This window comes from Mesorhizobium sp. 2RAF45, assembly GCF_052115225.1.
Classification (GTDB): Bacteria; Pseudomonadota; Alphaproteobacteria; order Rhizobiales; family Rhizobiaceae; genus Mesorhizobium; species Mesorhizobium jarvisii.
The window spans coordinates 18,855-42,995 of record NZ_JBFRGG010000009.1 but is presented as its reverse complement, the minus strand read 5'-3'; the positions used below and the strand labels follow the sequence as shown (position 1 = coordinate 42,995).

Annotated in this window: 22 protein-coding genes; 10 read left to right on the top strand and 12 right to left on the bottom strand. The window is 65.0% G+C overall.

The window, feature by feature from the left end:
* Positions 1-55: 55 nt before the first annotated feature.
* Positions 56-1,660 carry a GMC family oxidoreductase gene (locus AB4Z43_RS22080; RefSeq protein WP_441938950.1) on the top strand — a complete coding sequence of 535 codons (1,605 nt, stop codon included), beginning with the start codon at positions 56-58 and terminating at the stop codon, positions 1,658-1,660.
* Here the strand turns inward: AB4Z43_RS22080 and AB4Z43_RS22075 are convergent.
* Positions 1,657-2,481, bottom strand: coding sequence for an NAD-dependent epimerase/dehydratase family protein (locus tag AB4Z43_RS22075; RefSeq protein WP_441938949.1), 825 nt, complete (start codon positions 2,479-2,481; stop codon positions 1,657-1,659). The two genes, AB4Z43_RS22080 and AB4Z43_RS22075, sit on opposite strands and share 4 nt — an antisense overlap.
* Positions 2,482-2,636: 155 nt before the next feature.
* Between AB4Z43_RS22075 and AB4Z43_RS22070 the strand changes: the two genes are divergently transcribed.
* Positions 2,637-3,368, top strand: a complete 732-nt coding sequence (locus tag AB4Z43_RS22070) for a FadR/GntR family transcriptional regulator (RefSeq protein WP_019856621.1) — start codon at positions 2,637-2,639, stop codon at positions 3,366-3,368.
* A gap of 48 nt (positions 3,369-3,416) precedes the next feature.
* On the opposite strand, the gene kdgD is transcribed toward AB4Z43_RS22070, so the two are convergent.
* The 4 genes from kdgD to AB4Z43_RS22050 all read right to left on the bottom strand — a co-directional run bounded on the left by kdgD (position 3,417) and on the right by AB4Z43_RS22050 (position 7,567).
* Positions 3,417-4,349 carry a 5-dehydro-4-deoxyglucarate dehydratase gene (gene kdgD / locus AB4Z43_RS22065; RefSeq protein ID WP_441938948.1) on the bottom strand — a complete coding sequence of 311 codons (933 nt, stop codon included), beginning with the start codon at positions 4,347-4,349 and terminating at the stop codon, positions 3,417-3,419.
* A gap of 74 nt (positions 4,350-4,423) precedes the next feature.
* A complete protein-coding gene (locus tag AB4Z43_RS22060) occupies positions 4,424-5,251 on the bottom strand; it encodes an ATP-binding cassette domain-containing protein (RefSeq protein ID WP_019856623.1) in 828 nt (275 codons plus the stop codon).
* Positions 5,248-6,315 carry an ABC transporter permease gene (locus AB4Z43_RS22055; RefSeq protein WP_441938947.1) on the bottom strand — a complete coding sequence of 356 codons (1,068 nt, stop codon included), beginning with the start codon at positions 6,313-6,315 and terminating at the stop codon, positions 5,248-5,250. The genes AB4Z43_RS22060 and AB4Z43_RS22055 overlap by 4 nt, the downstream gene beginning before the upstream one ends.
* 160 nt (positions 6,316-6,475) lie before the next feature.
* Positions 6,476-7,567, bottom strand: a complete 1,092-nt coding sequence (locus tag AB4Z43_RS22050) for a sugar ABC transporter substrate-binding protein (protein WP_069091517.1) — start codon at positions 7,565-7,567, stop codon at positions 6,476-6,478.
* A 183-nt stretch (positions 7,568-7,750) separates the two neighbouring features.
* On the opposite strand from AB4Z43_RS22050, the gene AB4Z43_RS22045 reads away from it, so the two are divergent.
* Positions 7,751-8,779 (top strand): aldo/keto reductase, encoded by a 1,029-nt coding sequence (locus AB4Z43_RS22045; protein WP_441938946.1) that lies wholly within the window; start codon positions 7,751-7,753, stop codon positions 8,777-8,779.
* 276 nt (positions 8,780-9,055) lie between these two features.
* Here the strand turns inward: AB4Z43_RS22045 and AB4Z43_RS22040 are convergent, their stop codons facing one another.
* The 6 genes from AB4Z43_RS22040 to AB4Z43_RS22015 are packed head-to-tail and all read right to left on the bottom strand — an operon-like array spanning position 9,056 to position 15,209.
* Complete coding sequence (locus tag AB4Z43_RS22040; protein WP_441938945.1) at positions 9,056-9,829, bottom strand: SDR family NAD(P)-dependent oxidoreductase; 774 nt, start codon at positions 9,827-9,829, stop codon at positions 9,056-9,058.
* Between the two features lie 5 nt (positions 9,830-9,834).
* Positions 9,835-11,217, bottom strand: a complete 1,383-nt coding sequence (locus AB4Z43_RS22035; protein WP_441938944.1) for a dihydroorotase — start codon at positions 11,215-11,217, stop codon at positions 9,835-9,837.
* The gene (locus AB4Z43_RS22030) at positions 11,192-12,127 is read right to left on the bottom strand and encodes a polysaccharide deacetylase family protein (RefSeq protein WP_441938943.1); all 936 of its coding nucleotides are present in this window, start codon (positions 12,125-12,127) and stop codon (positions 11,192-11,194) included. The genes AB4Z43_RS22035 and AB4Z43_RS22030 overlap by 26 nt, the downstream gene beginning before the upstream one ends.
* A gap of 12 nt (positions 12,128-12,139) precedes the next feature.
* A complete protein-coding gene (locus AB4Z43_RS22025) occupies positions 12,140-13,165 on the bottom strand; it encodes an NAD-dependent epimerase/dehydratase family protein (protein WP_441938942.1) in 1,026 nt (341 codons plus the stop codon).
* Between the two features lie 30 nt (positions 13,166-13,195).
* Complete coding sequence (locus AB4Z43_RS22020) at positions 13,196-13,945, bottom strand: SDR family NAD(P)-dependent oxidoreductase (protein WP_038645012.1); 750 nt, start codon at positions 13,943-13,945, stop codon at positions 13,196-13,198.
* 10 nt (positions 13,946-13,955) lie between these two features.
* The gene (locus AB4Z43_RS22015) at positions 13,956-15,209 is read right to left on the bottom strand and encodes an MFS transporter (RefSeq protein ID WP_038645014.1); all 1,254 of its coding nucleotides are present in this window, start codon (positions 15,207-15,209) and stop codon (positions 13,956-13,958) included.
* A gap of 304 nt (positions 15,210-15,513) precedes the next feature.
* Between AB4Z43_RS22015 and AB4Z43_RS22010 the strand changes: the two genes are divergently transcribed.
* From AB4Z43_RS22010 to AB4Z43_RS21980, 7 genes are read left to right on the top strand one after another with little or no spacing between them, the layout of a single operon-like run.
* Positions 15,514-15,864: a RidA family protein gene (locus AB4Z43_RS22010; protein WP_019856633.1), complete on the top strand. Its 351-nt coding sequence runs from the start codon at positions 15,514-15,516 to the stop codon at positions 15,862-15,864.
* A 24-nt stretch (positions 15,865-15,888) separates the two neighbouring features.
* Entirely contained in the window at positions 15,889-17,319 is a 1,431-nt protein-coding gene (gene hydA, locus AB4Z43_RS22005) for a dihydropyrimidinase (RefSeq protein ID WP_441938941.1), read from the top strand.
* Complete coding sequence (locus AB4Z43_RS22000) at positions 17,304-18,218, top strand: nitrilase-related carbon-nitrogen hydrolase (RefSeq protein WP_441938940.1); 915 nt, start codon at positions 17,304-17,306, stop codon at positions 18,216-18,218. Before hydA ends, AB4Z43_RS22000 begins: the two co-directional genes overlap by 16 nt.
* A gap of 11 nt (positions 18,219-18,229) precedes the next feature.
* A complete protein-coding gene (locus AB4Z43_RS21995) occupies positions 18,230-19,540 on the top strand; it encodes a Coenzyme F420 hydrogenase/dehydrogenase, beta subunit C-terminal domain (protein ID WP_441938939.1) in 1,311 nt (436 codons plus the stop codon).
* Positions 19,541-19,553: 13 nt separating this feature from the next.
* On the top strand, positions 19,554-20,720 hold the full coding sequence (locus AB4Z43_RS21990) for an NAD(P)/FAD-dependent oxidoreductase (protein WP_441938938.1): 1,167 nt from the start codon (positions 19,554-19,556) through the stop codon (positions 20,718-20,720).
* Entirely contained in the window at positions 20,717-22,000 is a 1,284-nt protein-coding gene (locus AB4Z43_RS21985; RefSeq protein ID WP_069091524.1) for a hydantoinase/carbamoylase family amidase, read from the top strand. Before AB4Z43_RS21990 ends, AB4Z43_RS21985 begins: the two co-directional genes overlap by 4 nt.
* On the top strand, positions 21,997-22,662 hold the full coding sequence (locus AB4Z43_RS21980) for a cysteine hydrolase family protein (protein WP_038645023.1): 666 nt from the start codon (positions 21,997-21,999) through the stop codon (positions 22,660-22,662). Before AB4Z43_RS21985 ends, AB4Z43_RS21980 begins: the two co-directional genes overlap by 4 nt.
* On the opposite strand, the gene AB4Z43_RS21975 is transcribed toward AB4Z43_RS21980, so the two are convergent.
* Positions 22,647-24,134, bottom strand: coding sequence for an N-acyl-D-amino-acid deacylase family protein (locus AB4Z43_RS21975; protein ID WP_441938937.1), 1,488 nt, complete (start codon positions 24,132-24,134; stop codon positions 22,647-22,649). The two genes, AB4Z43_RS21980 and AB4Z43_RS21975, sit on opposite strands and share 16 nt — an antisense overlap.
* Positions 24,135-24,141 lie beyond the last annotated feature (7 nt).

Below are 24,141 nucleotides of genomic sequence, written 5' to 3'. Positions count from 1 at the left end.
GATCGTTGCGCAGAGCAGAGCAGGGCGATGATTTCGCGCTGCCAAGGGAGTGAGAATGTCTGACTACATCATCGTCGGCGGCGGCTCGGCCGGCTGCATTCTGGCCGCCAGGCTGAGCGAGGATCCGGACGTTTCCGTCACCTTGCTCGAAGCCGGCCCGCCTGACACCGATCGCTACATCCATCTGCCGGTCGGTTTCTTCAAGATGACGTCGGGGCCGCTGATCTGGGGCTATGATACCGCCCCCGGCAAGGCGATCGACGGCCGCACCATGGTCTATCCGCAGGCGCGCGTGCTGGGGGGCGGCTCCTCGATCAATGCCCAGGTGTTCACGCGCGGTTGCCCGCAGGATTACGACGGCTGGGCGGCTGATGATGACTGTACGGGATGGAGCTACGCCGAGGTGCTGCCCTACTTCATCCGCTCCGAGGGCAACGACACCTTCGCGGGTCGTGAGCACGGCATCGATGGCCCGCTCGGCGTTTCCAGCGGCGCCCCGCATCCGCTGACCCGGGTGTTCGTCAAGGCGGCGCAGCAGGCGGGTCTTCCGTTCAGGGCCGATTTCAATGCTGGCGAGCAGGCAGGCACCGGCTTCTATCAGACGACGACGCGTCAGGGGAAACGCTCAAGCACCGCCGTCGCCTATCTCAAGCCCGCACTTGGCCGTCGGAATTTGACGCTGCGCACCGACGCCACGGTCAGCCGCATCGTCGTCGAGAACGGCCGCGCCATCGGCGTCGAGGTCATCGTCAAGGACCGCACCGAACTCTTGCGCGCCGAGCGTGAGGTGATCGTCACCGCCGGCGCCATCGGCTCGCCGAAACTGCTGATGCTGTCCGGCATCGGCCCGGCCGCGCATCTCGGCGCGCACGGTATCAAGGTGGTCCGCGATCTCGCCGGCGTTGGCCAGAACCTGCACGATCACATGGATGTCGACGTCGTCGCCGAGCTCAACGGACCGCATGGCATCGATCGCTACAAGACGAAGCGCTGGCAGGCCGTCGCGGGCCTCGAATATGCGCTGTTCGGCAAGGGGCCGGTGGCCTCCAACATCGTCGAAGCCGGCGGTTTCTGGTGGGGCGACCGCGCGCAGAAAACGCCCGACATCCAGTTCCATTTCCTGCCCGGCGCCGGCGTCGAGGAAGGCATCGGCTCGGTTCCCGGCGGCAATGGCTGCACACTGAATTCCTACCATGTGCGCCCCCGCTCGCGCGGTAGCGTCACGCTGCGCTCGGCGGACCTGCGCCATGCGCCGGTCATCGACCCCAACCCCTTCGCCGAGCGCTACGATCTCGAGCGCGCCATCGACGGCATCGAGATCAGCCGCGAGATCCTGTCGCAGCCAGCTTTTTCAAAATACATCAGCCGCGAGCATCTTCCAGGCGCGGCCATGCAGGGACGTGCCGCACTCGAAGCCTTCGCCCGCGAACATGGGCGCAGCGCCTATCATCCGGTCGGCTCGTGCCGTATGGGCGGCGATGCCGGGAGCGTCGTCGATCCCGAGCTTCGTGTGCGCGGGTTGCAAGGCCTGCGTGTCTGCGACAGCTCGGTGATGCCAAGCATTGTGTCGTCCAACACCAACGCCGCGGTCATCATGATTGCCGAGAAGGCGGCGGATCTAATCGCCGGGCGCGGCCCGCTGTCTGCGGCGACGGCCTAGTCGTCAAACATCTCACGTGGCGGAAAGTCGGTGCGGCTGTAGTCCGCCACGATGAACTTGCCACCCTGGTAGCGCTCGACCACGGGATTGTCCGTCACCTTGCCGCGCACGCGTTCGGCCTGGTCGTCTGAACTGTCGAGCGGGGTCCAGCCGATCTTGTCCCTGGCATCATGCCGCCAGAAACCGCGGCTGTTATTGGACTGGCCCCAGATGACGGAGCAATCGACCCGCTCCGCCGCTGCGCAACGCTCGATCAGCCGCACGAAATCGTCATGCGAAATCCAGGTCGACAGGATGCGTTCGTCCGGCACCTCGGGCAGCACCGAGCCGATGCGGATCAGCACGCTTTCCACCGCATGCTTGTCGAAGTAGAGCCGCGCCAGCATCTCGCCATAGGCCTTCGACAGGCCGTAATAGCCGTCGGGCCTGAGCAGGCAGTCCTGATCGAGGATCTGCGTCCGCTCGTAGAGGCCGACCGCATGGACCGAAGACGGGAAGACCACGCGCGCCTTCTGGCTGCGTGCCGCCTCGTAGATGTGGAAGCTGCCGCGAAAATTGGGGCCAAGCACGGTCTCGAAGGATTGCTCGGTGGAGATGCCGCCGAAATGCAGGATCAGGCCGCAACCCTCCGCCAGATCGTTCACCGCCTGCTGATCCTCGAGATCGGCGATGGTGAAGCTTGCGTTTGGCGGCAGCGAGATCGGTAACGGCACGACATCGGTGAGCCGCAAGGTCCAGCCCAGCGCCGCCAGCCGGACTGAGAGCAGGCGCCCGATCGTGCCGGAGGCTCCGGTCAACAGGACCGGTTTGTCGGTCAGCATCACATCCAGTCCTTTCGCTGAGACCGCGGACATGTTCGCGCTGATATGGCAAGGCGAATGAAGACTGGTCGTAGCGAGCATTCCGCAAATTTCATCATATCACCGTATAAATAATCGGTTGCCAAGGACGGCGGTTCGTTTATTGCTTGGTGGCGATGAAACGTTCCTTTGGCCTTCCCCCGCAGATCAGCCGCACGGCGCAGGTTGCCGACTGGTTTGCGCGCGAAATACGTGCCGGCCATATGACGAGCGGTGAGAAACTGCCGACCGAGCAGGAACTGATCGCGCAATTCGGTGTCAGCCGCACGGTGATCCGCGAAGCCATGGCTTCTCTTCGATCGGAAGGGCTCGTCGTCAGCCGCCAGGGTTCTGGCGTGTTCGTCGCCGACCATCAGGCCAACACCACGTTTCGCATCGTCTCCGACGAGCTGCACTCGCTGACCGAAGTCCAGAACGTGCTGCAGCTCCGGCTGGCGGTGGAACAGGAAGCCGCCGGCATCGCCGCCGAGAAACGCAGCGACGACGACCTTGCCCGCATGCGCGACTGCCTCGACGCCATCGATGCCTCGATCGCGGCGGGAGAGAGCGCCATCGAGCCGGATTTTGCCTTCCATCGGGCGATCGCCTCGGCCACCGGCAATCCCTATTTCGAACGCTTCATGCATTTTCTCGGCCCTGTCGTCATTCCACGCCAGCTGATGCGTCCGCGCGACGAAACGCCGGAGCAGCGGCGGCACTATCTGGAACAGGTCCAGATGGAGCACCGCCGCATCTATCAGGCCATCGAGCGGCAGAATGTCGAAGCCGCCCGCTTCACCTTGCGCGAGCATCTGGAGGCTGGCCGGGAACGCTATCGCCGCATGGTCGACGGTTCGGCCCGATCGTAGCGCGCCGTCAACTCGGGTCTTCGATCCACTCCAGCAAATCATCCCGTCCTACGCCAGCTCCGCGACCGGCATCTCGCAGGACTGCATGAGATCAGCGAGCTGCCGCTCCTCATCATCAGTCAGGTCGAGAAGCGGCGACCTGACCGGGCCGCAATCGATGCCGGCGATGCGCGCACCGGCCTTGACGATCGACACGGCATAGCCGGCGCGTCGGTTGCGGATGGCGAGGTAGGGCAGGAAGAACGAGCGGATGAGGTCGTCGACTTCCGTCTTGTGGCCGGCGCGCAGCGCATTGAAGAAGCGCAGCGCAATCGCGGGCGCGAAATTGTAGATGGCCGACGAATAGGTCGTCATGCCGATGGCGGCCGCCGCACTCGCATGGACCTCGGCCGTCGGCATGCCGCCGATGAAGACCAGCCGGTCGCCCATTCGGTAGCGCGTGGCGGTGAGTAACTCGATGTCGCCGACGCCGTCCTTGAAGCCGATCAAATTAGGGCAATCCTGAGCCACACGCTCGAGCGTCTCGGGTGTCAGAATGGCATTGTCCCTGCTGTAAGCGATCACGCCGATGCCGACCGAGCGGCAGATGGCGGTCAGGTGCCGGCGCAGGCCCTCCTGCTCCGACTTGACCAGATAGGGGGGCAGCACCAGCAACCCGTCGGCGCCATTGGCCTCGGCGGCCTTGGCGAACTCGACCGCCATATGCGTGCCGTAGCCGACGCCGGCCAGCAGCGGCAAATGATCAGGCACCTCGTCAGACGCCGCCCGCACGACGCGCTTGTATTCCTCGAGCGTCAGCGAAAAGAATTCGCCCGTGCCGCCGGCGGCGAACAGCCCGCTGGCGCCGGCAGCGCCTTGGCTGGCGACATGGGCGCGGTAGCCGCCTTCGTTGAAGCCGCCGTCATCATCGAAGAAGGTCAGCGGAAAGGACAGCAGCCCGCGGCCAAGGGATCTGGTCAGTTCGGTGGGTGAGAACGTCAAAACGAATACTCCGTGCGAGGGGCCGGGCCGATGGTGGTCGGGCCGGCGGGGATTGGTTCAGCCGCGAGGCAGGTTCATACGAGGCCCGGCCGCACTTCAGCCGCGGCGGCGTCGATCGCCTTGCGGCCGAGGCCCGATTTGACGATGCGGATCAGCTCCTCCTCGCTGGTGTCGGCGGTGGACGCGTCCAGCGCGACCTCGCCCGAATGCAGGAAGTTGATGCGGTCGCAGACTTCGAAGATCTGGTTGTAGTTATGGACGATCAGGATCACCGAGACCTGGCGCTGCTGGCGCAAATTCTGGATCAGGCCCAGCACATGCGCGCTCTCGCGCACGCCCAGTGCCGCCAGCGGTTCGTCAAGCACCAGGATCTTCGGTGACGAATAGATCGAGCGGGCGACCGCGATGCACTGGCGCTGCCCGCCCGACAGGAGATCGACTGTGCTGTTGACGCTGGGGATCGAGATGCCGAGCGTATCGAGATAGAGCTGCGCCTGTTCGCGCATCTTCCTGTTGTCTAGCAGGTTCAGGCCAAGGAAGCGCTTGTGGTACTCGCGGCCCAGAAACATATTGTGGAAGACGCTGAGGTCGCCGATCAGAGCCAGGTCCTGATAGACGGTTTCGATGCCTTGGGCGCGCGCATCGCGCGGCGAGGCGAAACGCACCTCCTTACCTTGCGAGACGATCGTGCCGGTATCGGGCTGGTGGAAGCCGGACAGGATCTTGATCAGCGTCGATTTACCGGCGCCATTGTCGCCGACCAGCGCCAGGACTTCACCCTGGCGCAATTTTATCGAGACGTCGACGAGGGCGGTGACCGCGCCGAAACTCTTGGAGATGTTGGACATCTCCAGCACGACGGGCGAATCCTTGCTGAGGGGTGGAATATCTTGCGTGTTCATACGCGCCTCCGTGTGCGCAGGCGGTCGACCTGGATTGAGAGGATCATGGCGGCGATGATGGCGGCGCCGAGATAGATGTCGGATACGGTGGCCTGCGCGCCGATCATCACCAGGCCGTTGTTGAGCGAGGCGACGACAAAGGCGCCGATCAGCGCACCGATGACCGTGCCGGAGCCGCCCAGCAGCGAGGTGCCGCCGATGACCGCCGCGGCGATCGCCTGCAAGGTGAGGAACGGGCTGCCGGCCTGCGGATCAGCCGAGGTGAACTGCGCGGTGTTGATGATGCCGGCGAAGGCGGCGAAGCCGCCGGCGATCATGAAATTGTAGATCTTCATGCGGTCGGTGCGCACGCCGATCTCACGCGCGCCGATGATGTTGGAGCCCGTCGCGATGGTGTGCAGACCGAAGGTGGTGCGGTTCAGAACCAGCGCCAGCACCAGCACCAGCACCGCCGCCCACAGGAAGGGCGTGAAGGCGGTGATGCCATGCCAGGACAAGAGCGCATCCGATGGCTGGTAGAGGCTCTGTCCGAAGATGGCGTTGAAGGGTTGCTCGATCGGCGCCACGATCGGCTGGCTGTTGTAGATTGAGACGACGATGCCTTGCAGGAAGAACAGCATGCCGACGGTGGTGATCAGCGACGGCACCTTGAAGCGCACGGTGATGATGCCGTTGATGGCGCCGACCAATATGCCGATCAGCACGCCGATCAGCGCACCCACGGCGAGCGGCACACCATAGGTGACCGACAGCAGAGCCATGACATAGGGGGCGATCGAGAAGATGGCGCTGAGCGACAGGTCGATCTCGCCGGTGATCATCAGCATGACTTCCGCCGCGGCGATCAGGCCGAGCCGGCCGGTGTCGCGCAGCACCACGCTCATGAATTGCGGCGACAGGAAGCCGCCATCGCTGCCGAACTGGAAATAGATGACCAGCACGATGGCGACGACGGCGATGCTGGCCTCGCGATAGCGCGAAAGCAGGATCAGCAGCCTCTCCGTCATCGTGTGCGGGACCTTGACGCCGGTCTTCTTCGCGGGCTTGGTTTCTGTGGGCGGCACTCTTGTCTTCCTGATTTCGAACTTCTTCTTGATTTCGAACTTTGGGCGAAGAAGAGGATTTGCGATGAGGCGAAAGCAGCCAGGTCGGCAGCCGGCGCCGCCCCCGCCACATCATGCGAAATGACGCGGCGAGGGCAGGCGTTTCACAGGGTTGACCGTGTCAGGTCGGCTCGACGTCGCTGCGGCCCTCGAAGCGCGATTTGCCGACATAGGCGTCGACATTGTCCTTCGTCACATAGGCCTGGCTGGTGTCGCTGTTGGCCGGGCCGACGAGACCGCCGGAGAGCTTGTAGAGATACATCTGCTGCACCGGCAGGAAGCCCTGCAGATAGGCCTGCTGGTCGGTGGTGAAGTTGACGTCGCCGGCCTTGATGAAGTCCAGCGTCTGCGGGAACAGGTCGAAGCCGGCCACCGCGCCGCCTCCCTTCACCAGGCCGTATTTGTTGGACACGAAACCGCAGGCATAGGTGTCGGAACCGCCGGTGCCGAACAGGCCGTTGACGTTTTTGTGGCTGAGATAATAGCTCTCGACGCGCGAGATTTCGGTTGCCGGATCCGGACCGGTGTTGACGACATCGTAGGTGACGCCGCTGTTACTGTCCTTGATCGCCTGGATGTAGCCGTCGAGACGCGGCTGCGTGTTCAGCGAGCCGGGCACGCCGATCGACAGCATGACATGGCCGCCCTTGGGGATCAGCTTCAGCCACTTCAGCGCCGAGTTGTAGCCGGACTGATAGAGCGGCTGGCCGACATAGGAGAGCCGCTTGTTGGGGCTGCCGACCGGCACGTCGGCGTTGAAGGCGACGACCGGGATACCCGCCTGCGCGGCCATGTCGGTGGCGGCGTCGAAGGCCGTCGGATCGACCAGGCACACCGCGATGCCGTCCGATTTCTGCGCGATCGCCGTCTGCATGGCGCTGACCATTTCGGAGACGACGTTCTTCTGCGAACCTGTCCACTGATAGCTGCAGCCGAAAGCCGCGCAGGCATCCTGGATGCCGTAGACCGTTGGCGTGAAGAACTGGTCGAGCGTCACGTGGCAGACGAAGTGGAATTTGTAGGGCTTCTTCGGCAGGCCGGGCGATGAATCGGCTGCTCGTGCGGCACTGATGCCGCCGGCCAGACCTGCACCTGCCAGTCCGCTGGCGAGGCCTGCGGCACCGAGGCCGAGCTTCCCGGCCAGTGCGAAGGCACTGCGCCGGCTGATGCCGGCATTCACCATCTCCATCAGATTTTTCGTCTCGTCGTCCATGCGTTCCTCCCTTGTCGCTTTGTAGGCATCGCTACATTTGTCATCTGGTTACATTGTTATATGACAACTTTTGTGTCAATGCTTTTTCGCCGCCGAGTTCAGGACGGCCCTCTGCGGCCTCATGGCGCGAAGGCGGCCTTCTGGGCGGCACAAATGGACGATCAGGGATTACAGGAAGAGAAAATGGCTGAAATCGAATTCAGGGCTGTTAGCAAGGGCGGCCTGAAGGTGACGACGATCGGGCTCGGTGGCACGGGGCTCGGCAACATGTACCGCGCCGTCGACACCGATGCGGCGGTGAAGACTGTGCAGGCGGCCTATGACAATGGCATCCGCTATTTCGACACCGCACCTGTCTATGGCTTTGGCGTCAGCGAGACGCGTCTGGGCCTTGCCATCAAGTCGCTGCCCCGCGCGGACATCGTCATCTCGTCGAAGATCGGCTACGACCTCGTGCCGATCCCGCCCGAAGAATTGAAGCCGGCGCTGTGGGACCAGCCCGGCTCCTTCCGCGCCGAGTTCGACTATTCGCGCGATGCGGTGATGCGTTCGCTCGAGGGCACGCTGAAGCGGCTGGACACCGACTATGTCGACATGGTTTCGATCCACGATCCCGACGAGGCCATTCATTTCGGCCCCGGCGAGGATCCCTATGCCCGGAGCCGCTTCCGGGAAGCCATGGACGGCGCCTATCCAGCGCTCGACGAACTTCGCTCGCAAGGCGTCATCAAGGCGGTCGGCGTCGGCATCAACCAATGGCAGATGCTGTCCGATTTCGTCGTTGCCGGCGCCTTCGATTATTTCCTGCTCGCCGGCCGCTACACGTTGCTCGAACAGGAGCCACTGGCGACCCTGCTGCCGCTCTGTGAACAGCGCGGCACGAGGATCATTATCGGCGGCCCCTACAATTCCGGCATCCTGGCGACGGGCGCGGTCAAGGGCGCGACCTTCAACACCAGGCCGGCTCCCGAGCCGGTGCTCGAACGCGTCCGCCGCATCGAGGCGGTGTGCGCCAGCCACAAGGTTTCCCTGCCGGCGGCGGCGCTGCAGTTCCCGCTCGGCCATCCCCTGGTGTCGAGTGTCATCCCGGGCGCCCGCTCTGCCGAGGAATTGAGGCAGAATCTGGCCTATCTGCGGGAGGATATTCCGTCGGAGCTATGGGCTGATCTCAAGCAAGCCGGATTGGTTGCGGCCGCTGCACCGACCTCTTGAGCGCCCGCCGATGACCTGAAGAATGGACGCTGGATCAGTTCACCGTCTCACGGAAAAGGCGAACTCCTCTAAGTCTTTTGTTTTGCTCTGGTAGCGGAGGGGTAGCGCTGAAGCGAGGCCGCGAGGAGGCATCTCGATAAACCGCATCCACCGTTTCTGTCGCGGGGAATAGCTAGCGATGCACAAGCCTCGGCGGGCGGACGGCACTGTGGAACCAGTCCTGGGGAAAGCACAGCGAACGCGTCTTATGGCACGGGCGGATGTGGTTCTCCTCGGTCAGCCCGCCATCCAGCCGCCGTCGACCATCAGGTTGATGCCGGTGACGTAGCTTGCCATGTCGCTGGCAAGGAACAGTGCGGCACCTGCCACGTCATTCGGATGCCCGAGCCGCGGCCAAGGCGTGCGGCGGTGTGAATAGTCGAGCGCGCCAGGGTCGTTGGCAACGCCTGGCTTGCCGGTGATGATCTTGCCGGGTGCGATGGCATTGCAGACGATCAGGTCGTCGGCGTGGTCAACGGCGATCTGCCGTGTCATCTGCACGATGCCGCCCTTGCTCACCGAATAGGGGAAGTCGCCCGGGCAGGCCACCATGCCATGCTGCGAGGAGATGTTGATGATACGGCCGCGCACGTCGTTGACCGGCGCCTGGGCGAGCATCTGTAGCACCGCCCGTTTCGAGCAGTAGAAGAATCCGGTCAGGTTGACGCCGATGACGCGCTGCCATTGTTCCGGCGTGGTGTCGATCAGATTGGTGCTGGTGTAGATCGCGGCGTTGTTGACCATCACGTCGAGCCGTCCGAACTGCGTGACCGTCGCACCGACCAGTCCATCGACGGCGCTCCAGTCGGAGATGTCGGTCCGGATGTAAACGGCAGCTCCGCCGGCCGAGCGGATCAACTCCACGGTGCTCTCACCGCCCTCGATCGGCTGCTCGACCGTGTCGGCGATGACGACGTTCGCGCCCTCGGCCGCGAATTTCAGCGCGATCGCGCGGCCGATGCCGGAACTGCCTCCGGTGACGATGGCGGTCTTGTCTGTGAGCAGGGGCATGGTCCTCAGCTTTCCCGGGTGACAATATTTCCAACGCTCGGGCCAATCAGTTTTCCCTCGCGCACGATCTCACGACCGCGCAGGAAGACGCTTGCCAGCCGTGCCTGGACGGTCCAGCCGTCGAATGGCGTATAGCCCGCTCGCGACACCTGATCGGCATTGGCGATCGTGCTCGACTGGCGGGGATCGAGGATGAGGATATCGGCATCGTAGCCGGTGGCGATCCGTCCCTTGCGCCGGCCGAGGCCGAAGCGCTCGGCTGGATTGCTGGCACACATGCGTACCACATCCGGCAGCGCTATCAGCCCTTCCTCGACCAACCTCAGCACGGTTGGAAGCAGCGTCTGCAGCCCAGGCATGCCGCCCGGAATGTCGGCGAAAGCAGCATAGCGCGCGGCCTTTTCGGCCGGTGCATGCGGCGCGTGGTCGGTGGCGATGATGTCGATCAGGCCGGCGCTCAGCGCCGCGCGCAGCGCGTCGACATCATGCGGCGAACGCAGGGGCGGAGAGGCCTTCAGATTGGCCCCTTGTGTTTCGTAATCCTGCGCCGTGAAGAACAGGTTCTGCGGCGTGGTTTCGACGCTGGCGTCGGCCATGCCGCGCAGCCGGCTCCACGCCTCGACGCCGAGTTCGGAATTGACCTGGCGGACGTGAATTCTGGTCTCGGCCGAGGCGGCGGCGGCAAGCGCGCGGGCGATGCCGCTTGCCTCCGCCAGCGGCGGCCGGCTGGCCTGAAAGGCGGCGATGGTGCCGGAGCGGTCACGCAGTGTGCTGCCGGTCAGGATCGATTGATCGCCCGGCGAGATGCCGATCAAAGTGTCGCTGCCGACGAAAGCTCTCAACGCTTCGGCCACGGCGTCGAGCGTCGCGCACAGGAAGTCATCGGGCACATCGGCTGTGAACAGTTCGAATGAGACCGGCGCGAGATCGAGCAGGCCTGAGACGTGCGACAGGTCGCTGCTGACCACGGCCTGGAAGCCGACATCGACATGGATGCGGCCATCGGTCATCGCCATCTTGTCGGCAAGCTGTTCGGCCGTGGCCGTCCACGGCTCGTCGGTCGGCATGTCGAGCACCGTCGTCACACCGCCAAGGGCCGCGGCATGCGTGCCGGAGGAAAAGTCCTCCTTGTGCGTCAGTCCGGGCTCGCGCAGATGCGCATGCGCGTCGACCAAGCCGGGTAGCAGATAGGCACCGGCCGCATCGACAACGGTCCTGGCCGAAGCCGTCTCGCCGGGCGCTATCATTGCCACGATGCGGCCGTCGGTGATGCCCACGTCGCGCCGCTCGAACCCTTCGGCGTTGACGATGGTGGCTCCCCGGATCAGCGTTTCGAACATGTCGCCGTTCTCGTTGCTCTTGTCAGCCGCGCCGCTCGAAGCCGGCATGATTGTCCAGCCAGAACCGGGCAATGTCTTCGCGCCGCATAAAGGCAGCGGCCGGGTTCTGCTTCACATGCTCGATCACCTCGCGCAGCCCGGACGCCCGGTTGGGCTGGCCCATCCAGCGCGCGTGGATCCCGATCGTCAGCATGCGGCCGCCGGTTTCGTCCGCCTCGTCGAGCATGTAATCGATCGCCGAGCGGCAATCCTCGGCGAAGTCGCGCGGATTGCTGTAGCCGGGCGCCACCAGATAGCGGCTGTCGTTGAGCGTCTTGGAATAGGGCACGACCAGGATCTCGGTCCCCCGATGATCGAGGAAATAGGGCAGGTCGTCGTTGCAGGGATCGGAGTGGTAGAGGAAGCCGCCTTCCTCGACGAGCAAATCGCGCGTGTTGATGCTGGGCAGCGAGCGGCAGTTCCAGCCGAGGGGGCGCCTGCCCAGCAGCTTCTGGTAAAGCGCGATCGCTTCATGCAGGTGGCGGTTTTCCTCGCTGCGCTCCATGGTCGTGTAGTCGATCCAGCGCAGGCCGTGGCCGAGCAGATCGTGCCGCCGCGTCTTCATCCATTCGACGAAGGGCGGGTTCCGGTCCAGCGCTACCGCGCAAGCGGAGATGGTGATCGGGATGTCGTAGCGATCGAAGAGCCGTGCCAGCCGCCAGACACCGGCGCGGCTGCCATATTCGAAATGCGTCTCGGTGCCGAGGTCGCGCACCGGCGGGCTGGAGGTGAGATTGTATTCGCCCCAATTGTCGTTTCGGCCGTCCTCCAGCCAGGAGTACTCCGAGCCTTCCTCGTAATTGAGCACGAGGTTGATGGCGAGCTTGACGCCGCCGGGCCAGGTCATGAAGGGCGGGCGCGGACCATAGCCGACGAAATCCCTCGGCTGGGTCGGTTGCGAGGCAGCGCTCGGCGTCATGGCAAGTTCCTCTCAGCTCGTTTCGTTGGCTTCTATCCARTCCATGTAGGCGTGGAAGGCTTCCTTGCCGGGGCGCGGCCGCCATGTGGTGTCGCGTAGGATGCGGGCGATGTCATACGCGCCCCACATGCCGCCTTTCAGTCTCACATCCTGGACGATGTTGGCGTTTTCTCCCGATGTCACTTCGGCCTTCAGTCCGGGCACGCGTTCCCTTGCCCAGCCGATGATCTCGCCGATGCTCTGGCTCGAGCCGGAGCCGATGTTGTAGTGGCGGTAGTTGAGGCGCGGCGCATCGATCAGCGCGAGGATCGCGTCGGCAACGTCGGTCGAGGCGACATAGTCGCCGACAGGCTCCAGGCTGTTCGGCCTGATCGTCTCGCCGGCCAGAGCCATATGCGCGACGCGGTTGGGAACATGGCGAAAGTTGCGGCTCTCGGTCGCGCGGTCCATCGGGCCGTAGACCGAAGCAAGCCGCACCGAGACAGCCGACAGGCCGAACAGGTCGGCATAGCGGTTGGTCACCATCTCGGAGGCGAATTTCGAGATGCCGTAGAGCGTCAGCGGCGCGACATAGCCGTCTTCCGGCAGCGGCTCGCCGCCCCAGTCGGGTCCATTGTGACGGTAGACGGAGCCGGAACTGACATAGACGAAGCGCTTTACCTCCGGCCTCGTGCGCGCCCAGTCCAGCACTCGCACGGTGCCCATCAGATTGACGTCGACGATGCGGGCAGGGTCTTCCGCCTCTGGCTGGCGTTTTGCCTCGGAGGCGCTGCCGCGCGAGATCGGCGTGATCGTCGCGCCATGCACGATTGCCGTGATGCCATGCTTGTCGAGTGTCGCGGACCAGGCCTTCGGGTCGAGCACATCGGCAGCGATCACCGTGAGCCGGTCGCGTACCGGGGCGAAATGCTTTTCGGCCGCCGTGTCGAGGCCGGACCGGTCGAGGATCACGGCCCGGGCTTGCGGATCGCGGTCGAGCCAGGCGCGCGCGACCACGCTCATGACAAAGCCGGTGCCTCCAGTGACGAGTAGCGTCATGCGAACTCCTTGGTGGTTGAACGATGAGGGTCAGCGCGTCGCATAGCCGCCGTCCACGAGCATGTCGGATCCGGTGACGAAGGATGCATCCGATGACAAAAGGAAGGCAGCCGCCGCGGCGATCTCATCCGGCTCCGCGATGCGGCCGAGCAGATGCGCGGGTCCGAGACCTGCATTGGCCGCCTCGAAGTCCGGAAATCTGCGCAACAGGCGCGTCGTCGCCACCGCGCCCGGCGACAGGCTGTTGACGCGCACCTTATCCGGCGCATGGTCGACCGCCATCGCCTTGGCAAGATGGATCAGCCCCGCCTTGGCGGCGCAATAGGCGACGGCCCTGGTCGTCGCGACCCGTCCGAACTGCGATCCGATGAACACCACCGACCCGCCGCCACCCGCGGCGATCAACGGCACCGCGTACTTGCTTATCAGGAACGCGCCGGTCAGGCTGGCGTCGAGTTCGCGGCGCCAGGACTGTTCGTCGAGATCGACGACGGTGGCGTTCGTCGACGGCGCGGCAGCGTTGTGCACCAACCCGTCGAGCCGGCCGAATTTTTGTCTCGCGAATTCGACGGCGTCCCGGGCGGAACCGATGTCGGTCACGTCACATTGGCAGGCGGCAGCCGAAGGACCAAGTATACCGGCAAGCTGTGTCGCCGGCAGAAGATCATAGTCGGCGCAGACCACGCTGGCGCCTTCCGAAACACAGCGTCGGGCAATGGCGGCGCCAATGCCGCTTGCGGCGCCCGCTATCAGGACAACGCTGCCTTGCAGTCGGTTCATCGCGGCGACCTCAAACCCGTTCCTCGGCGCTTTGCATGACCGGTGCCGTGACCGGCCGGCGCAGAAGATTGTAGCAGGCCGCGAGCGTGACCAGGGCAGCGCCGCCGCCGAGCAGCAGGAACATGGCGGGAGGCCCAAGATGCGCCATCAACCCCGCGGCGACACCCGGCGTTGCCACATTGCCGATCGAGTAGAGCAGAAGCAGCGTGCCGGAGGCGGCGACCATGTGCCGGCTATGAAGCTGAGACGCGCCGAAGGCCATCGCCACCGGATAGATCGTCAGCGCCGTGGCGCCATAGAGGAAGAACAGCACGAACAGCAGCGGCACCGACAGGGTGCCGACCCATGCGATCGCGGCGCAGGCCGTCACCGACACCAGCCCTTGCGCCAGCAGCATCAGGCGGCGGTCGAACCGGTCCGACAGCCAGCCGACCGGGGTCTGCGCCAGCATGCCGGCGATGCTTATCGTGGTCACCAGCCAAACCGTGGCCGCCGCCGACAGTCCGATCTGCGTGCCGTAAAGAGGCGTCAGCACGAAGATGTTCATGTTGGTGATGCCAGCCTGGAAAATGGCGACGACGGTCACCGGCGCCAGCCTGAAAAGCGCCAGCGGTCCGAGCCGCCTGTCCGTCTTCGCCCCGGGCGCGGGCGCCGGCTCGGCCGGCACAGGAGGCAGCGTCGGCCAGCGCAGCCCCGCGAAGTTGGGCGTGAAGGCCAGAAGGACCGTCGCGGTCGCGACCAGAAACAGATGCGGAGATTGTGGACCGACCAGCGCGACCAGGATCTGGCCGAGCAGCACGGCAATCGCCGTCGTCAGCATGTAGATCGAAAACATCGCGCCGCGATTGTGCTGTTCGGCATAGAGATTGATCCAGCTCTCGCAGACGACAAACATCGACGCCATCGACATGCCGCCGAGCAGCCGGAAGCAGAACCAGCCCGGCATGAAGTCGGTGAAGACGAAGCCCAGGGCCGACAGCAGCGCTGTCGTCAGGATCAGCAGGAAGGTCCGCTCATGGCCGTAGCGGGCGACCAATGGACGCGTCATCAGGCATCCGATCAGGAAGCCGACCGGATAGGCGGTCAGCACGATCTGCACGATGTCGGGGTCGACGCCGGGTTTGCCGAGGTGGAACGAGACAGCGGTCGTCAGCATGGCGCTGCCGATACAGGCGAGGCAGACGCTTGCCATGATCGGCAGCGTGGCACGGGAGCGCTCGGCATTCCGCCACAAGCGCATCGCGGATTGAGCGATCGATCCCATGAATGCAGCCGTCGGCCGGCTAGGACGGGCGCCGGAGATCGCAAGCAGGATCACTGACCGACGCCGGACTTTTACGCATTGCGACGGCTCCCCTTGGCAGTCACGCTGGCCGGCGGCTGCTCTCCCTGAGGGAAGCTACACCTCGCCATGCATGCCACAAGCGAAGATTGACACGGCTATGGCGTCATTTTTTTTGGCCATCCCAGTTGCGGAAAACAGGGTTGTGCCGTGCGACAGCCTTTACAGTCCTTTTGCACGCTCCCTACGATAGGTCGCCTGCCGAAGATCGAGAGGAGACCAGGAGATGACGATTGAACGCCTTGAGAATGGCCAACGCTTCTGCCGGGTGCTGCGCTATAACGGTACCGTCTATGTCGCCGGCCTGACGGCGGACGACCTTTCCGGCGACACCACCGCGCAGACCAGGCAGATCCTCGGCAAGATCGATACCCTTCTGGCCAAGGCCGGCAGCGACAAGTCGAAACTTCTCAGCGCCCAGATCTGGCTGCGCGACATCGCCGACTTCGAGATGATGAATGCGGCATGGGATGCCTGGATCGATCGCAGCGCCATGCCGGTGCGCGCGACGGTGGAGGCGCGGCTTGCCGGCGACCAGTATCGCGTCGAGATCATGGTCACGGCGGCGGTCGGCTGACGCCGTTTGGGGTGGGAAAACCGAATGCATGAGCTGGTGATCAAAGGCGGACGCGTTGCGCTCGACGACGGGTGGGCCGAATGCGAGATCGCCGTCGACGACGGCCGCATCGCCGCTATTGGCACCAGCCTGGCCGGTAAATCCGTGATCGGCGCCGGCGGTCGTTGGGTCATGCCCGGCGGCATCGATGCCCATTGCCATCTCGACCAGCCGGTCTGGGGCGGGGCCGGCAATGCGGACGATTTCGAGTCCGGCACCATCTCGGCGGCTTTCGGCGGCACGACATGCATCGTCCCGTTCGGAATGCCGGGTCCGGAGATGAGCACTGTCGGCGCCATTGATCGAGCGCTCGATCGCGCCACAGGCCGCGCGGTGATCGACTACGGGCTGCACGCTGTGGTGACCATGGGCACCGGCCCGGATGTAGAACAACAGCTTTCGCAACTTGCCGGTCGCGGCATCGCCTCGGTCAAGCTGTTCATGACCTATCAGGGTTTTGCCGTCGACGACGACCTGTTCTTCAGGGTGCTCGATACTGCCCACAGGCTTGGCTGGATCGTCATGGTCCATGCCGAGAACGATGCCGCGATAAGGCGCACACGCCAGCGGCTGATCGATCTCGGCCGCACCGATATCCGCTACCATGCCGTTGCCCACAGCGAGACGATGGAGCGCGAGGCCACGCATCGTGCGCTGGCCTTCGCCGAGATGACAGGCGCGCGCATGACCATCGTCCACGTCTCGTCCTGGCAGTCGGCCGAGGAGGTGGCGCGAGCGAGGACGCGCGGCGTCGGCGCTATCGCCGAGACCTGCCCGCAATATCTGTTCATCGGCGCAGCCGACCTCGACCGCCCGGCCATCGATGCGGCGCGTTTTGTCTTTTCGCCGCCGCCGCGTTCGCCGCGCAGCCATCGGCATCTGTGGCAGGCGCTGATCGATGGCGGCATCGATCTCTGGTCCTCCGACCATTCGCCCTATTTCTTCGCCGACAAGATCGCGCGGTCGCAGACGCCCGCCTTCACCACCACGCTGAGCGGCATTCCCGGCATCGAGACTCGTCTGCCGTTGCTCTTCTCGGAAGGGCTGCTCACCGGCCGGCTGACGCTGGACCGCTATCTCGATCTCACCTCCCGCAATGCCGCCGCGATCTATGGTCTGGCCCATGCCAAGGGGCGGATAGCGGTCGGCCTCGATGCCGATCTGGCGCTGTGGGATCCGACCGCGACCTGGACGCTCGGGCATCAGACGCTGCATTCGCGCGTCGACTTCACGCCCTACGAGGGCAGGAGCGTGACCGGCAAGCCGACCACCGTGCTGGTGCGCGGCGTGCCGGTGGTCGTGGACGGCAAGCTCCAGGTGCGGCCGGGGTTCGGACAATTCGTAGCGCGCACCGCCGCCGATCCGGCTCTTTCGCGAAAACCAGTCGAGGAGACGACGCCATGGCTCGATGCCTGACTATTGCGGTTGCCCAGACCGGACCCATACAGCGCAGCGCCTCGCGTGCCGAAACAGTCGATCGCCTTGTCCATCTGCTGGAACAGGCCGCAGTCGCAGGTGCGGAGATTGCTGTATTTCCCGAGATGGCGCTGACCACCTTTTTTCCGCGCTGGCGCATTGACGACCAGGCGGAGATCGACGCCTTCTTCGAACAGTCGATGCCAGGCCCCGAAACGCAGCGCCTCTACGATGCCGCCGCGCGCCTCAAGGTCGGCTTCGCGCTCGGCTATTGCGAGATCGCCAGGGAAGACGGCCACACGCGCCATTTCAACACGATGGACCTTGTCGGCCCGGACGGGCGCTTCATCGGGCGCTACCGCAAGATGCATGTGCCGGGGTCGAGCGAGCCGGAGCAAGGCACCACCACGCATCTCGAACGCCGCTACTTCGAACCCGGCAATCTCGGCTTTCCCGTCTTCGACTATCGCGGCGTCCGTGTCGGCATGGCGATCTGCAACGACCGCCGTTGGCCGGAGACTTACCGCATGCTGTGCCTGAATGGCGCCGAGGTCGTGCTGCTCGGCTACAACACGCCGCTGCTTCTCGACGAAGCGCCGGGACTGGCGCATCTGAGAATGTTCCACAACCATCTGCCGATGCAGGCCGGCGCCTACCAGAACACGCTGTGGGTGGCGGCGGCCGCCAAGGCTGGCCTCGAAGACGGCCAGGCACTGATCGGCGGATCCTGCATCATCGCGCCGACCGGAGAGATCGCCGCGCAGGCGATGTCGCTCGACGACGAGATAATCGTCCATCGCGCCGATCTCGATCTGATCGAGACCTGCCGGAAGGTGAATTTCAACTTCGCGCTCTATCGCCGCCCCGACCAGTACCGGCGCATTTCGGAACCGGTCTGAGATCGAGCGAGATGGGCCTCCTCGAAGCCAATCAGGACACGATGCCGCGCGCGGCCCATCCGCTGTCACTCGGCGAGATCGTCGAGAATGGACTCTGTATCGGCTGCGGCCTCTGCCGTTCGATAGCCACGCCCGATGCCATCGAAATGGTGATGACGCCGGAGGGCCGCGAGCGGCCGGTGGCGAGACAGGCGCTGGACAGGCCGACGCTGATGCGGATCAATGCCGTCTGTCCGGGAACGCGCATCGCAGGTCCGCCGCCAGCCCGATCAGGCGAAACCGCGTTGATGGAAACGGTCTGGGGACCGGTCGAGAGGCTTGTGCTCGGCCGCGCCGGAGATCCGAGCGTGCGGTTTATCGGTTCCGGCGGCGGGGTGCTGACGGCGCTCGGCCAGTTCCTGCTGAGCTCCGGGCGTGTCAAATTCGTGCTGCATGTCGCGGCGTCACATTCCCAGCCGATGCGCAGCGAAACGCGGCTGAGTTTCGATGCCGCTTCGATGCTCGAGGGCGCGGGCTCGCGCTATGGCCCGGCTGCGACCCTGGTGGATTTCGGCGATATCCTTGATCGCGGCGAACCCTTCGCGCTGATTGCCAAGCCTTGCGACATCACCGCCGTGCGCAACCTGGCGCGGCTCGATCCGCGCGTCGACGAGTACATGCGCTATGCCTTGGCCTTCGTCTGCGGCGGCGCATCGGACCTTTCGAAATCGGAACAGGTGCTGCAGCGTTTCGGCCTCGCCGAGGACGAGCTCGCGCTGTTCCGCTATCGCGGCCACGGCAATCCCGGCCTCAACCGGATCGAAACCTGGGACGGCCGCGCCTTCGAGCTTAGCTATCGGCAGCTGTGGGAAGACGAGGACAAATGGATGATCCAGCCGCGCTGCAAGATCTGTCCCGACGCGATCGGCCAGGTGGCGGACATTGCCGTTTCGGATGCCTGGCTGAATGGTGGGCCGGCGGCCGAGGACGAGGCGCTCAACGGCATCATCGTGCGCACCAGGCGCGGCCTTGAACTGTTCGACGCGGCCGTCGAAACCGGCGCGCTGGAGATCAAGCGCGAGACCGGCATTGCCGAGATCAGCGAATTGCAGTCGCACCAGGTGCGCAAGCGGCGCGCTGTCTGGGCGCGGCTGAAAGGCATGGCGATCGCCGGCAAGCCGGTGCCGTTTGTCACCGACCTCGCACTTGGAGATTGCGCCCTGCAGAATTCGCTGGCGGAGAACCTGGCCGAGGGCCGCGGCGCCCGCGACCGCGCTCACCGCGGTCGCCTGGGTGAGCCTCCTGCCGCGCCGCGCAAAAGCAGGACCGTGCAATCGTGTTGAAGGATGGGCTGATATGAGTGCCGCCGAGGAAACCGAAGTCATCATCATTGGCGGCGGCATTGCCGGCGCAGGCGCCGCCTTCGAGATTTCCCGCACTTCCAAGGTGGTCGTGCTCGAGCGGGAAAGCCATTGCGGCTACCACACCACCGGCCGCTCGGCGGCGAGCTTTACCGAGAACTACGGCAACGGCATCATCCGCCGCATCGTGCTGGCAAGCCGGGCTTTCCTGAGCGAGCCGCCGGCCGGCTTCAGCGATTATCCGCTGCTCGGCAAGCGCGGCATGATCACCGTGGCGCGCGCCGATCAGCTCGACCTCTTGGCGCAGGATCTAGAGGCCGCGCAGGCGCTGGTGCCCTCGATCGTCGTCATGACACCGGCCGAGGCGATTGCGCGCGTGCCGGTGCTGCGCGCGGATTATCTCGCCGGCGCCTATATCGAACCGCATTCGATGGACATCGATGTCAACGGCCTGCATCAAGGCTATCTGCGCGGCGCCCGCGCGCGTGGCGCGCGCATCGTCACCAATGCCGGCGTTAACGCCATCGACCGCCGAGGCGGCCAGTGGCGGGTCGAAACCCCGGCGGGAACATTCCTTGCGCCAACGCTCGTCAATGCCGCCGGTGCCTGGGGCGACGAGATCGCTTTGATGGCGGGCGTGCGTCCGGTCGGATTGCAACCGAAGCGCCGCACCGCCTTCAACATTCCAGCACCCGCGGGTGTCGACATATCAGAGTGGCCGCTGGTCAACGATGTCGGCGCCGAATTCTATTTCAAGCCTGATGCCGGGCAGTTGTTCGTCTCGCCTGCCGATGCGACGCTTTCTCCACCGATGGATGCCTATGCGGAGGACATCGACGTCGCGATCGGCGCCGAGCGTCTTGAACGGGCCACCACGATCGAAGTGCAGCGCGTATCGCGCTCATGGGCGGGCTTGCGGACCTTCGTCGCCGATGGGTCGCCGGTGGTCGGACCGGATGACGAGGTCCCGGATTTCGTCTGGCTGGTCGGGCAGGGCGGTTACGGCATCAAGACCTCGCCGGCGCTGTCGCGCGTCTGCGCCAGCCTGATCGCGGGCAAGGGCTTTCCAGACGACGTCGCAAGGCAGGGTGTGTCGTTGGACGACCTCACGCCACACCGGCTGCGCGGCGGCGAGTCTCAAACCAGGCAGGTTGCTTCATGAGCAACGCCGCCCTCACAGCCGGCGGCACGTTGGCCGGGCATCTGCTGGAGAGGCTGGCGCAGGCCACCACTGACGCGCCAGGGATCACGCGCGTCGCCTACGGAGCCGGCGAGCGTTTTGCGCATGGTCTCGTGCGCGACGAAGCGGAAAAGCTCGGTGCCACGGCGCGTGTCGATCCCGCCGGTAATCTCTATCTGACGCTGAAGGGCCGCAATCCGGATTTGCCGGCGATTGTCATCGGCTCGCATCTCGACAGTGTGCCGCATGGCGGCAATTTCGACGGCGCCGCTGGTGTCGTGGCGGGGCTGGCGGTGATGGCCGAACTGGTTGGGCGAGGCATCCAGTTGCCGCGCGACCTGATCGTGCTGGCGACCCGCGCCGAAGAGGCTGTCTGGTTTCCCCTGTCCTATCCCGGCAGCCAGGCCGCACTTGGCCTGCTGCAGCCGGCCGCGCTAGACGCAAAGCGGTCGGACAGCGGACGCACGCTGGCCGAGCACATGTTGGAAGAGGGTTTCGACCCCGATGCCGTGCGGCGCGGCGTGCCTGGCATCGATGCCGGCCGGATCGCGGCTTTCATCGAAGTGCATATCGAGCAGGGACCGCGCCTTGTCGCGTCCGGCGCGCCGGTCGGTATCGTCACCGGCATTGCCGGCGGCTTCCGCTATGTCGAGGCAAAATGCTTCGGCGCCTATGGCCATTCCGGCGCCGAGCCGCGCTTTGCCCGGCATGACAGTGTGCTTGGCTTTGCCGATCTGGTCGCCGGCCTTGAAGCGGAATGGGACGCGCTCGAGCGCGAAGGCCACGAAGCCACCATCACCTTCGGCCGGGTGGAATCCGATCCGAGCCAGCATGGCGGCAGCCGCGTCCTGGGCGAGCTTCGCTTCACGCTCGATGTGCGCAGCGCCGAGGCCGCTGTCCTGGAACGGATCGCGGCGAGGCTGCACGTGATCTTCGCCGAAGTCAGCACGAAGCGTGGTGTCAGCTTCGAGGCCGGGCCACGCTTCACCTGGGAGCCAGCGACCATGTCGCGGGCGCTGATTACGAGGTTGGACCGCGCTGCCACAGAGCTGCAGATCCGGTCGCCGCATGTGCCGAGCGGGGCGGGGCATGACGCGGCCACCTTTGCCGGCGCCGACATTGCGACCGCCATGATCTTCGTGCGCAATGAGAACGGCAGCCACAACCCGCATGAAGCGATGGAGATCGCCGATCTCGATCAGGCGATCCGCCTGATTCTTCGTTTCGTCACCGACTTCGACAATCCCCTGGGACAGCCATGAACCTTGCCGCGACCGCCCTGCTCGTCATCGACCTGCAGAACGAATACCGCCCCGGTGCCGCCTGGCCGGTGATCGGCTATGACGCGGTGCTCGCCAACACCGCCACGCTGATCGAAGCCGCTCGTGCGGCGGGCGTGCCGGTCATCCATGCCCAGGCCTGGGTGAAGCCGGAGGAACGCGACGGCTATGCGCGGCAGGAAGAAATCCTGACCGAGGAATTCCGCTCCGCCGTGGCCGGCAGCGAAGGTGCTGCGATCTGCGCCGAGGTGGCCGCGCAGCCCGGCGACATCGTCATCCATAAGCACTGGCCAAGCGCCTTTCGCCGCACCGATCTTTCAAGACGGCTTGCCGACCTCAAGGTCGAGAACCTGATCGTGACCGGCGTCCTGACCGACAGCTGCGTGACCGAGAGCGTGTTCGACGCGGTCTATCAGGGGTTCAGGGTCTGGCTGGTCAAGGATGCCTGCGGCAGCATGAGCGAGGCCATGCACCGCACCGGCATGCTCGACATGGCCAACCGGCTCTATGGCGGCGGCATATTGCGCCTGCCCGAGGCACAGAAGGCGCTCGCCGGCCAGCCCTTCGACGGCTGGCGCTGCACGCGGCCGGTGGAATTCGTCTACACGTTAGAGACGGTCGACCGGATTTACGAGGCGCTGTGATCGACGCCGCAACCGCATGCGCCTCCGACAACTTTTGAAGCCGAGGGCTTGAGAACCGCGCCCGGCAATGCTCCGGTCGCCCTGCCGCCGCGCCAGACGGATATGCCATTGACGAAGACATTCTCGATGCCAGTAGCGGGCCGGCGCGGCTCCTCGAAGGTAGCGGTGTCGATGATCGTTTCCGGATCGAAGATGACGAGGTCGGCGAAATTGCCTTCCGCCAGAAGCCCGCGCTGCGCGATGCCGAATTCCCGTGCGGGCAGGCCGGTCATGCGGAACACAGCCTCCTCCAGGCTGAACAGGCCGACATCCCTGGCATAGTGACCGAGCACACGCGGAAACGTGCCCCATAGGCGCGGATGCGGATGGATGTCGTGCGGCAGGCCATCCGACCCGATCATGGTGCGCGGATGCGCGATGATGTTGCGCACATCCGTCTCGTCGAGTTGGAAATAGACGGCACCTGCCGGCAGCAGGCGCTGGCCCGCCTCGCGTTCGCTGCAATTCCATTCGAGCGCGATGTCGGCGATCTCACGCCGGGCCATCTCGGGATGCGGATCGGACCAGGTGATGAGGATCTTCAGGCCGGTGTCGCAGCGCTCGAGCCGAAGCACGGTCGAACTCGCGGCGTAGGGGTAGACATCCATGCCGATGGCCATCGCCTGGCGCGCCTGGTCGATCCGTTTCAGGGAAGGGGTGCTTTTGCCGAAATTGGCGCGGCCGGTGCATTGATGGTGCGAGATGAAGAGCTTGCCACCGGCATGGTCGGCGATGTCGATGGCTTCCTCGATGGCCTCGTCCATCGTCTCGAAATAGTTGCGCGTGTGGGTGACATAAGGGCCGCCGAGGCTTGCCGCCGTGGCAGCGAGCGCCTTGACCTCTTCGGTCGAGGAGTTGACCGCCGGCGGATAGTCGAGGCCGGTGCTGAGCCCGAACGCACCTTCGGCCATCGCCTCGGCGACCGCCTCCTGCATCGCCGCCGTCTCGGCTTCGTTGGCCGGACGGTCGGTCACCGGCATGCAGCGCTGGCGCAACGTGGTGTGGCCGACCAACAAGGCCGCGTTGGTGGCGATGCCACACTTTTTCAACTCAGCGACATAGTCGGCAAAACGGTCGAAACGGAAATTCTCGCGGCCGCCGACCAGCGTGAAGGGCGGTGGCGGCGTTTTGTCGAAAAGCAGCGGCGCCAGGCTGACGCCGCAATTGCCGGCGATCACCGTCGTCACGCCCTGGCTGATCTTCGGTTCCATCCCGCGCGGAGCCAGCAGCGCGCCATCGTCATGGGTGTGCACGTCGATGAAGCCGGGCGCCACCACCTTGCCCCTGGCATGGATTTCCTCGATGCCAGTCGCGTCGTCCAGCCGACCGATGGCGGCGATCCTGTCGCCGGTGACGGCGATGTCGGCCTTGAAAGGTTTCGAGCCGTCGCCGGCGATCAGCGTCGCGTTGCGGATGACGAGATCACAGGGCATCGGGCAG

Excerpts from the sequence above, each read along its gene's own strand:
- AB4Z43_RS22015 (WP_038645014.1), bottom strand. The coding sequence starts at position 15,209 with ATGGGATCGATCGCTCAATCCGCGATGCGCTTGTGGCGGAATGCCGAG.
- AB4Z43_RS22080 (WP_441938950.1), top strand. The coding sequence starts at position 56 with ATGTCTGACTACATCATCGTCGGCGGCGGCTCGGCCGGCTGCATTCTG.
- hydA (WP_441938941.1), top strand. The coding sequence starts at position 15,889 with ATGCATGAGCTGGTGATCAAAGGCGGACGCGTTGCGCTCGACGACGGG.
- AB4Z43_RS21990 (WP_441938938.1), top strand. The coding sequence starts at position 19,554 with ATGAGTGCCGCCGAGGAAACCGAAGTCATCATCATTGGCGGCGGCATT.
- AB4Z43_RS21985 (WP_069091524.1), top strand. The coding sequence starts at position 20,717 with ATGAGCAACGCCGCCCTCACAGCCGGCGGCACGTTGGCCGGGCATCTG.
- AB4Z43_RS22020 (WP_038645012.1), bottom strand. The coding sequence starts at position 13,945 with ATGAACCGACTGCAAGGCAGCGTTGTCCTGATAGCGGGCGCCGCAAGC.
- AB4Z43_RS22045 (WP_441938946.1), top strand. The coding sequence starts at position 7,751 with ATGGCTGAAATCGAATTCAGGGCTGTTAGCAAGGGCGGCCTGAAGGTG.
- AB4Z43_RS22000 (WP_441938940.1), top strand. The coding sequence starts at position 17,304 with ATGGCTCGATGCCTGACTATTGCGGTTGCCCAGACCGGACCCATACAG.
- AB4Z43_RS22040 (WP_441938945.1), bottom strand. The coding sequence starts at position 9,829 with ATGCCCCTGCTCACAGACAAGACCGCCATCGTCACCGGAGGCAGTTCC.
- AB4Z43_RS22075 (WP_441938949.1), bottom strand. The coding sequence starts at position 2,481 with ATGCTGACCGACAAACCGGTCCTGTTGACCGGAGCCTCCGGCACGATC.
- AB4Z43_RS21995 (WP_441938939.1), top strand. The coding sequence starts at position 18,230 with ATGGGCCTCCTCGAAGCCAATCAGGACACGATGCCGCGCGCGGCCCAT.
- AB4Z43_RS21980 (WP_038645023.1), top strand. The coding sequence starts at position 21,997 with ATGAACCTTGCCGCGACCGCCCTGCTCGTCATCGACCTGCAGAACGAA.
- AB4Z43_RS22070 (WP_019856621.1), top strand. The coding sequence starts at position 2,637 with ATGAAACGTTCCTTTGGCCTTCCCCCGCAGATCAGCCGCACGGCGCAG.
- AB4Z43_RS22035 (WP_441938944.1), bottom strand. The coding sequence starts at position 11,217 with ATGCCGGCTTCGAGCGGCGCGGCTGACAAGAGCAACGAGAACGGCGAC.
- AB4Z43_RS22060 (WP_019856623.1), bottom strand. The coding sequence starts at position 5,251 with ATGAACACGCAAGATATTCCACCCCTCAGCAAGGATTCGCCCGTCGTG.
- AB4Z43_RS22050 (WP_069091517.1), bottom strand. The coding sequence starts at position 7,567 with ATGGACGACGAGACGAAAAATCTGATGGAGATGGTGAATGCCGGCATC.
- AB4Z43_RS21975 (WP_441938937.1), bottom strand. The coding sequence starts at position 24,134 with ATGCCCTGTGATCTCGTCATCCGCAACGCGACGCTGATCGCCGGCGAC.
- AB4Z43_RS22030 (WP_441938943.1), bottom strand. The coding sequence starts at position 12,127 with ATGACGCCGAGCGCTGCCTCGCAACCGACCCAGCCGAGGGATTTCGTC.
- AB4Z43_RS22010 (WP_019856633.1), top strand. The coding sequence starts at position 15,514 with ATGACGATTGAACGCCTTGAGAATGGCCAACGCTTCTGCCGGGTGCTG.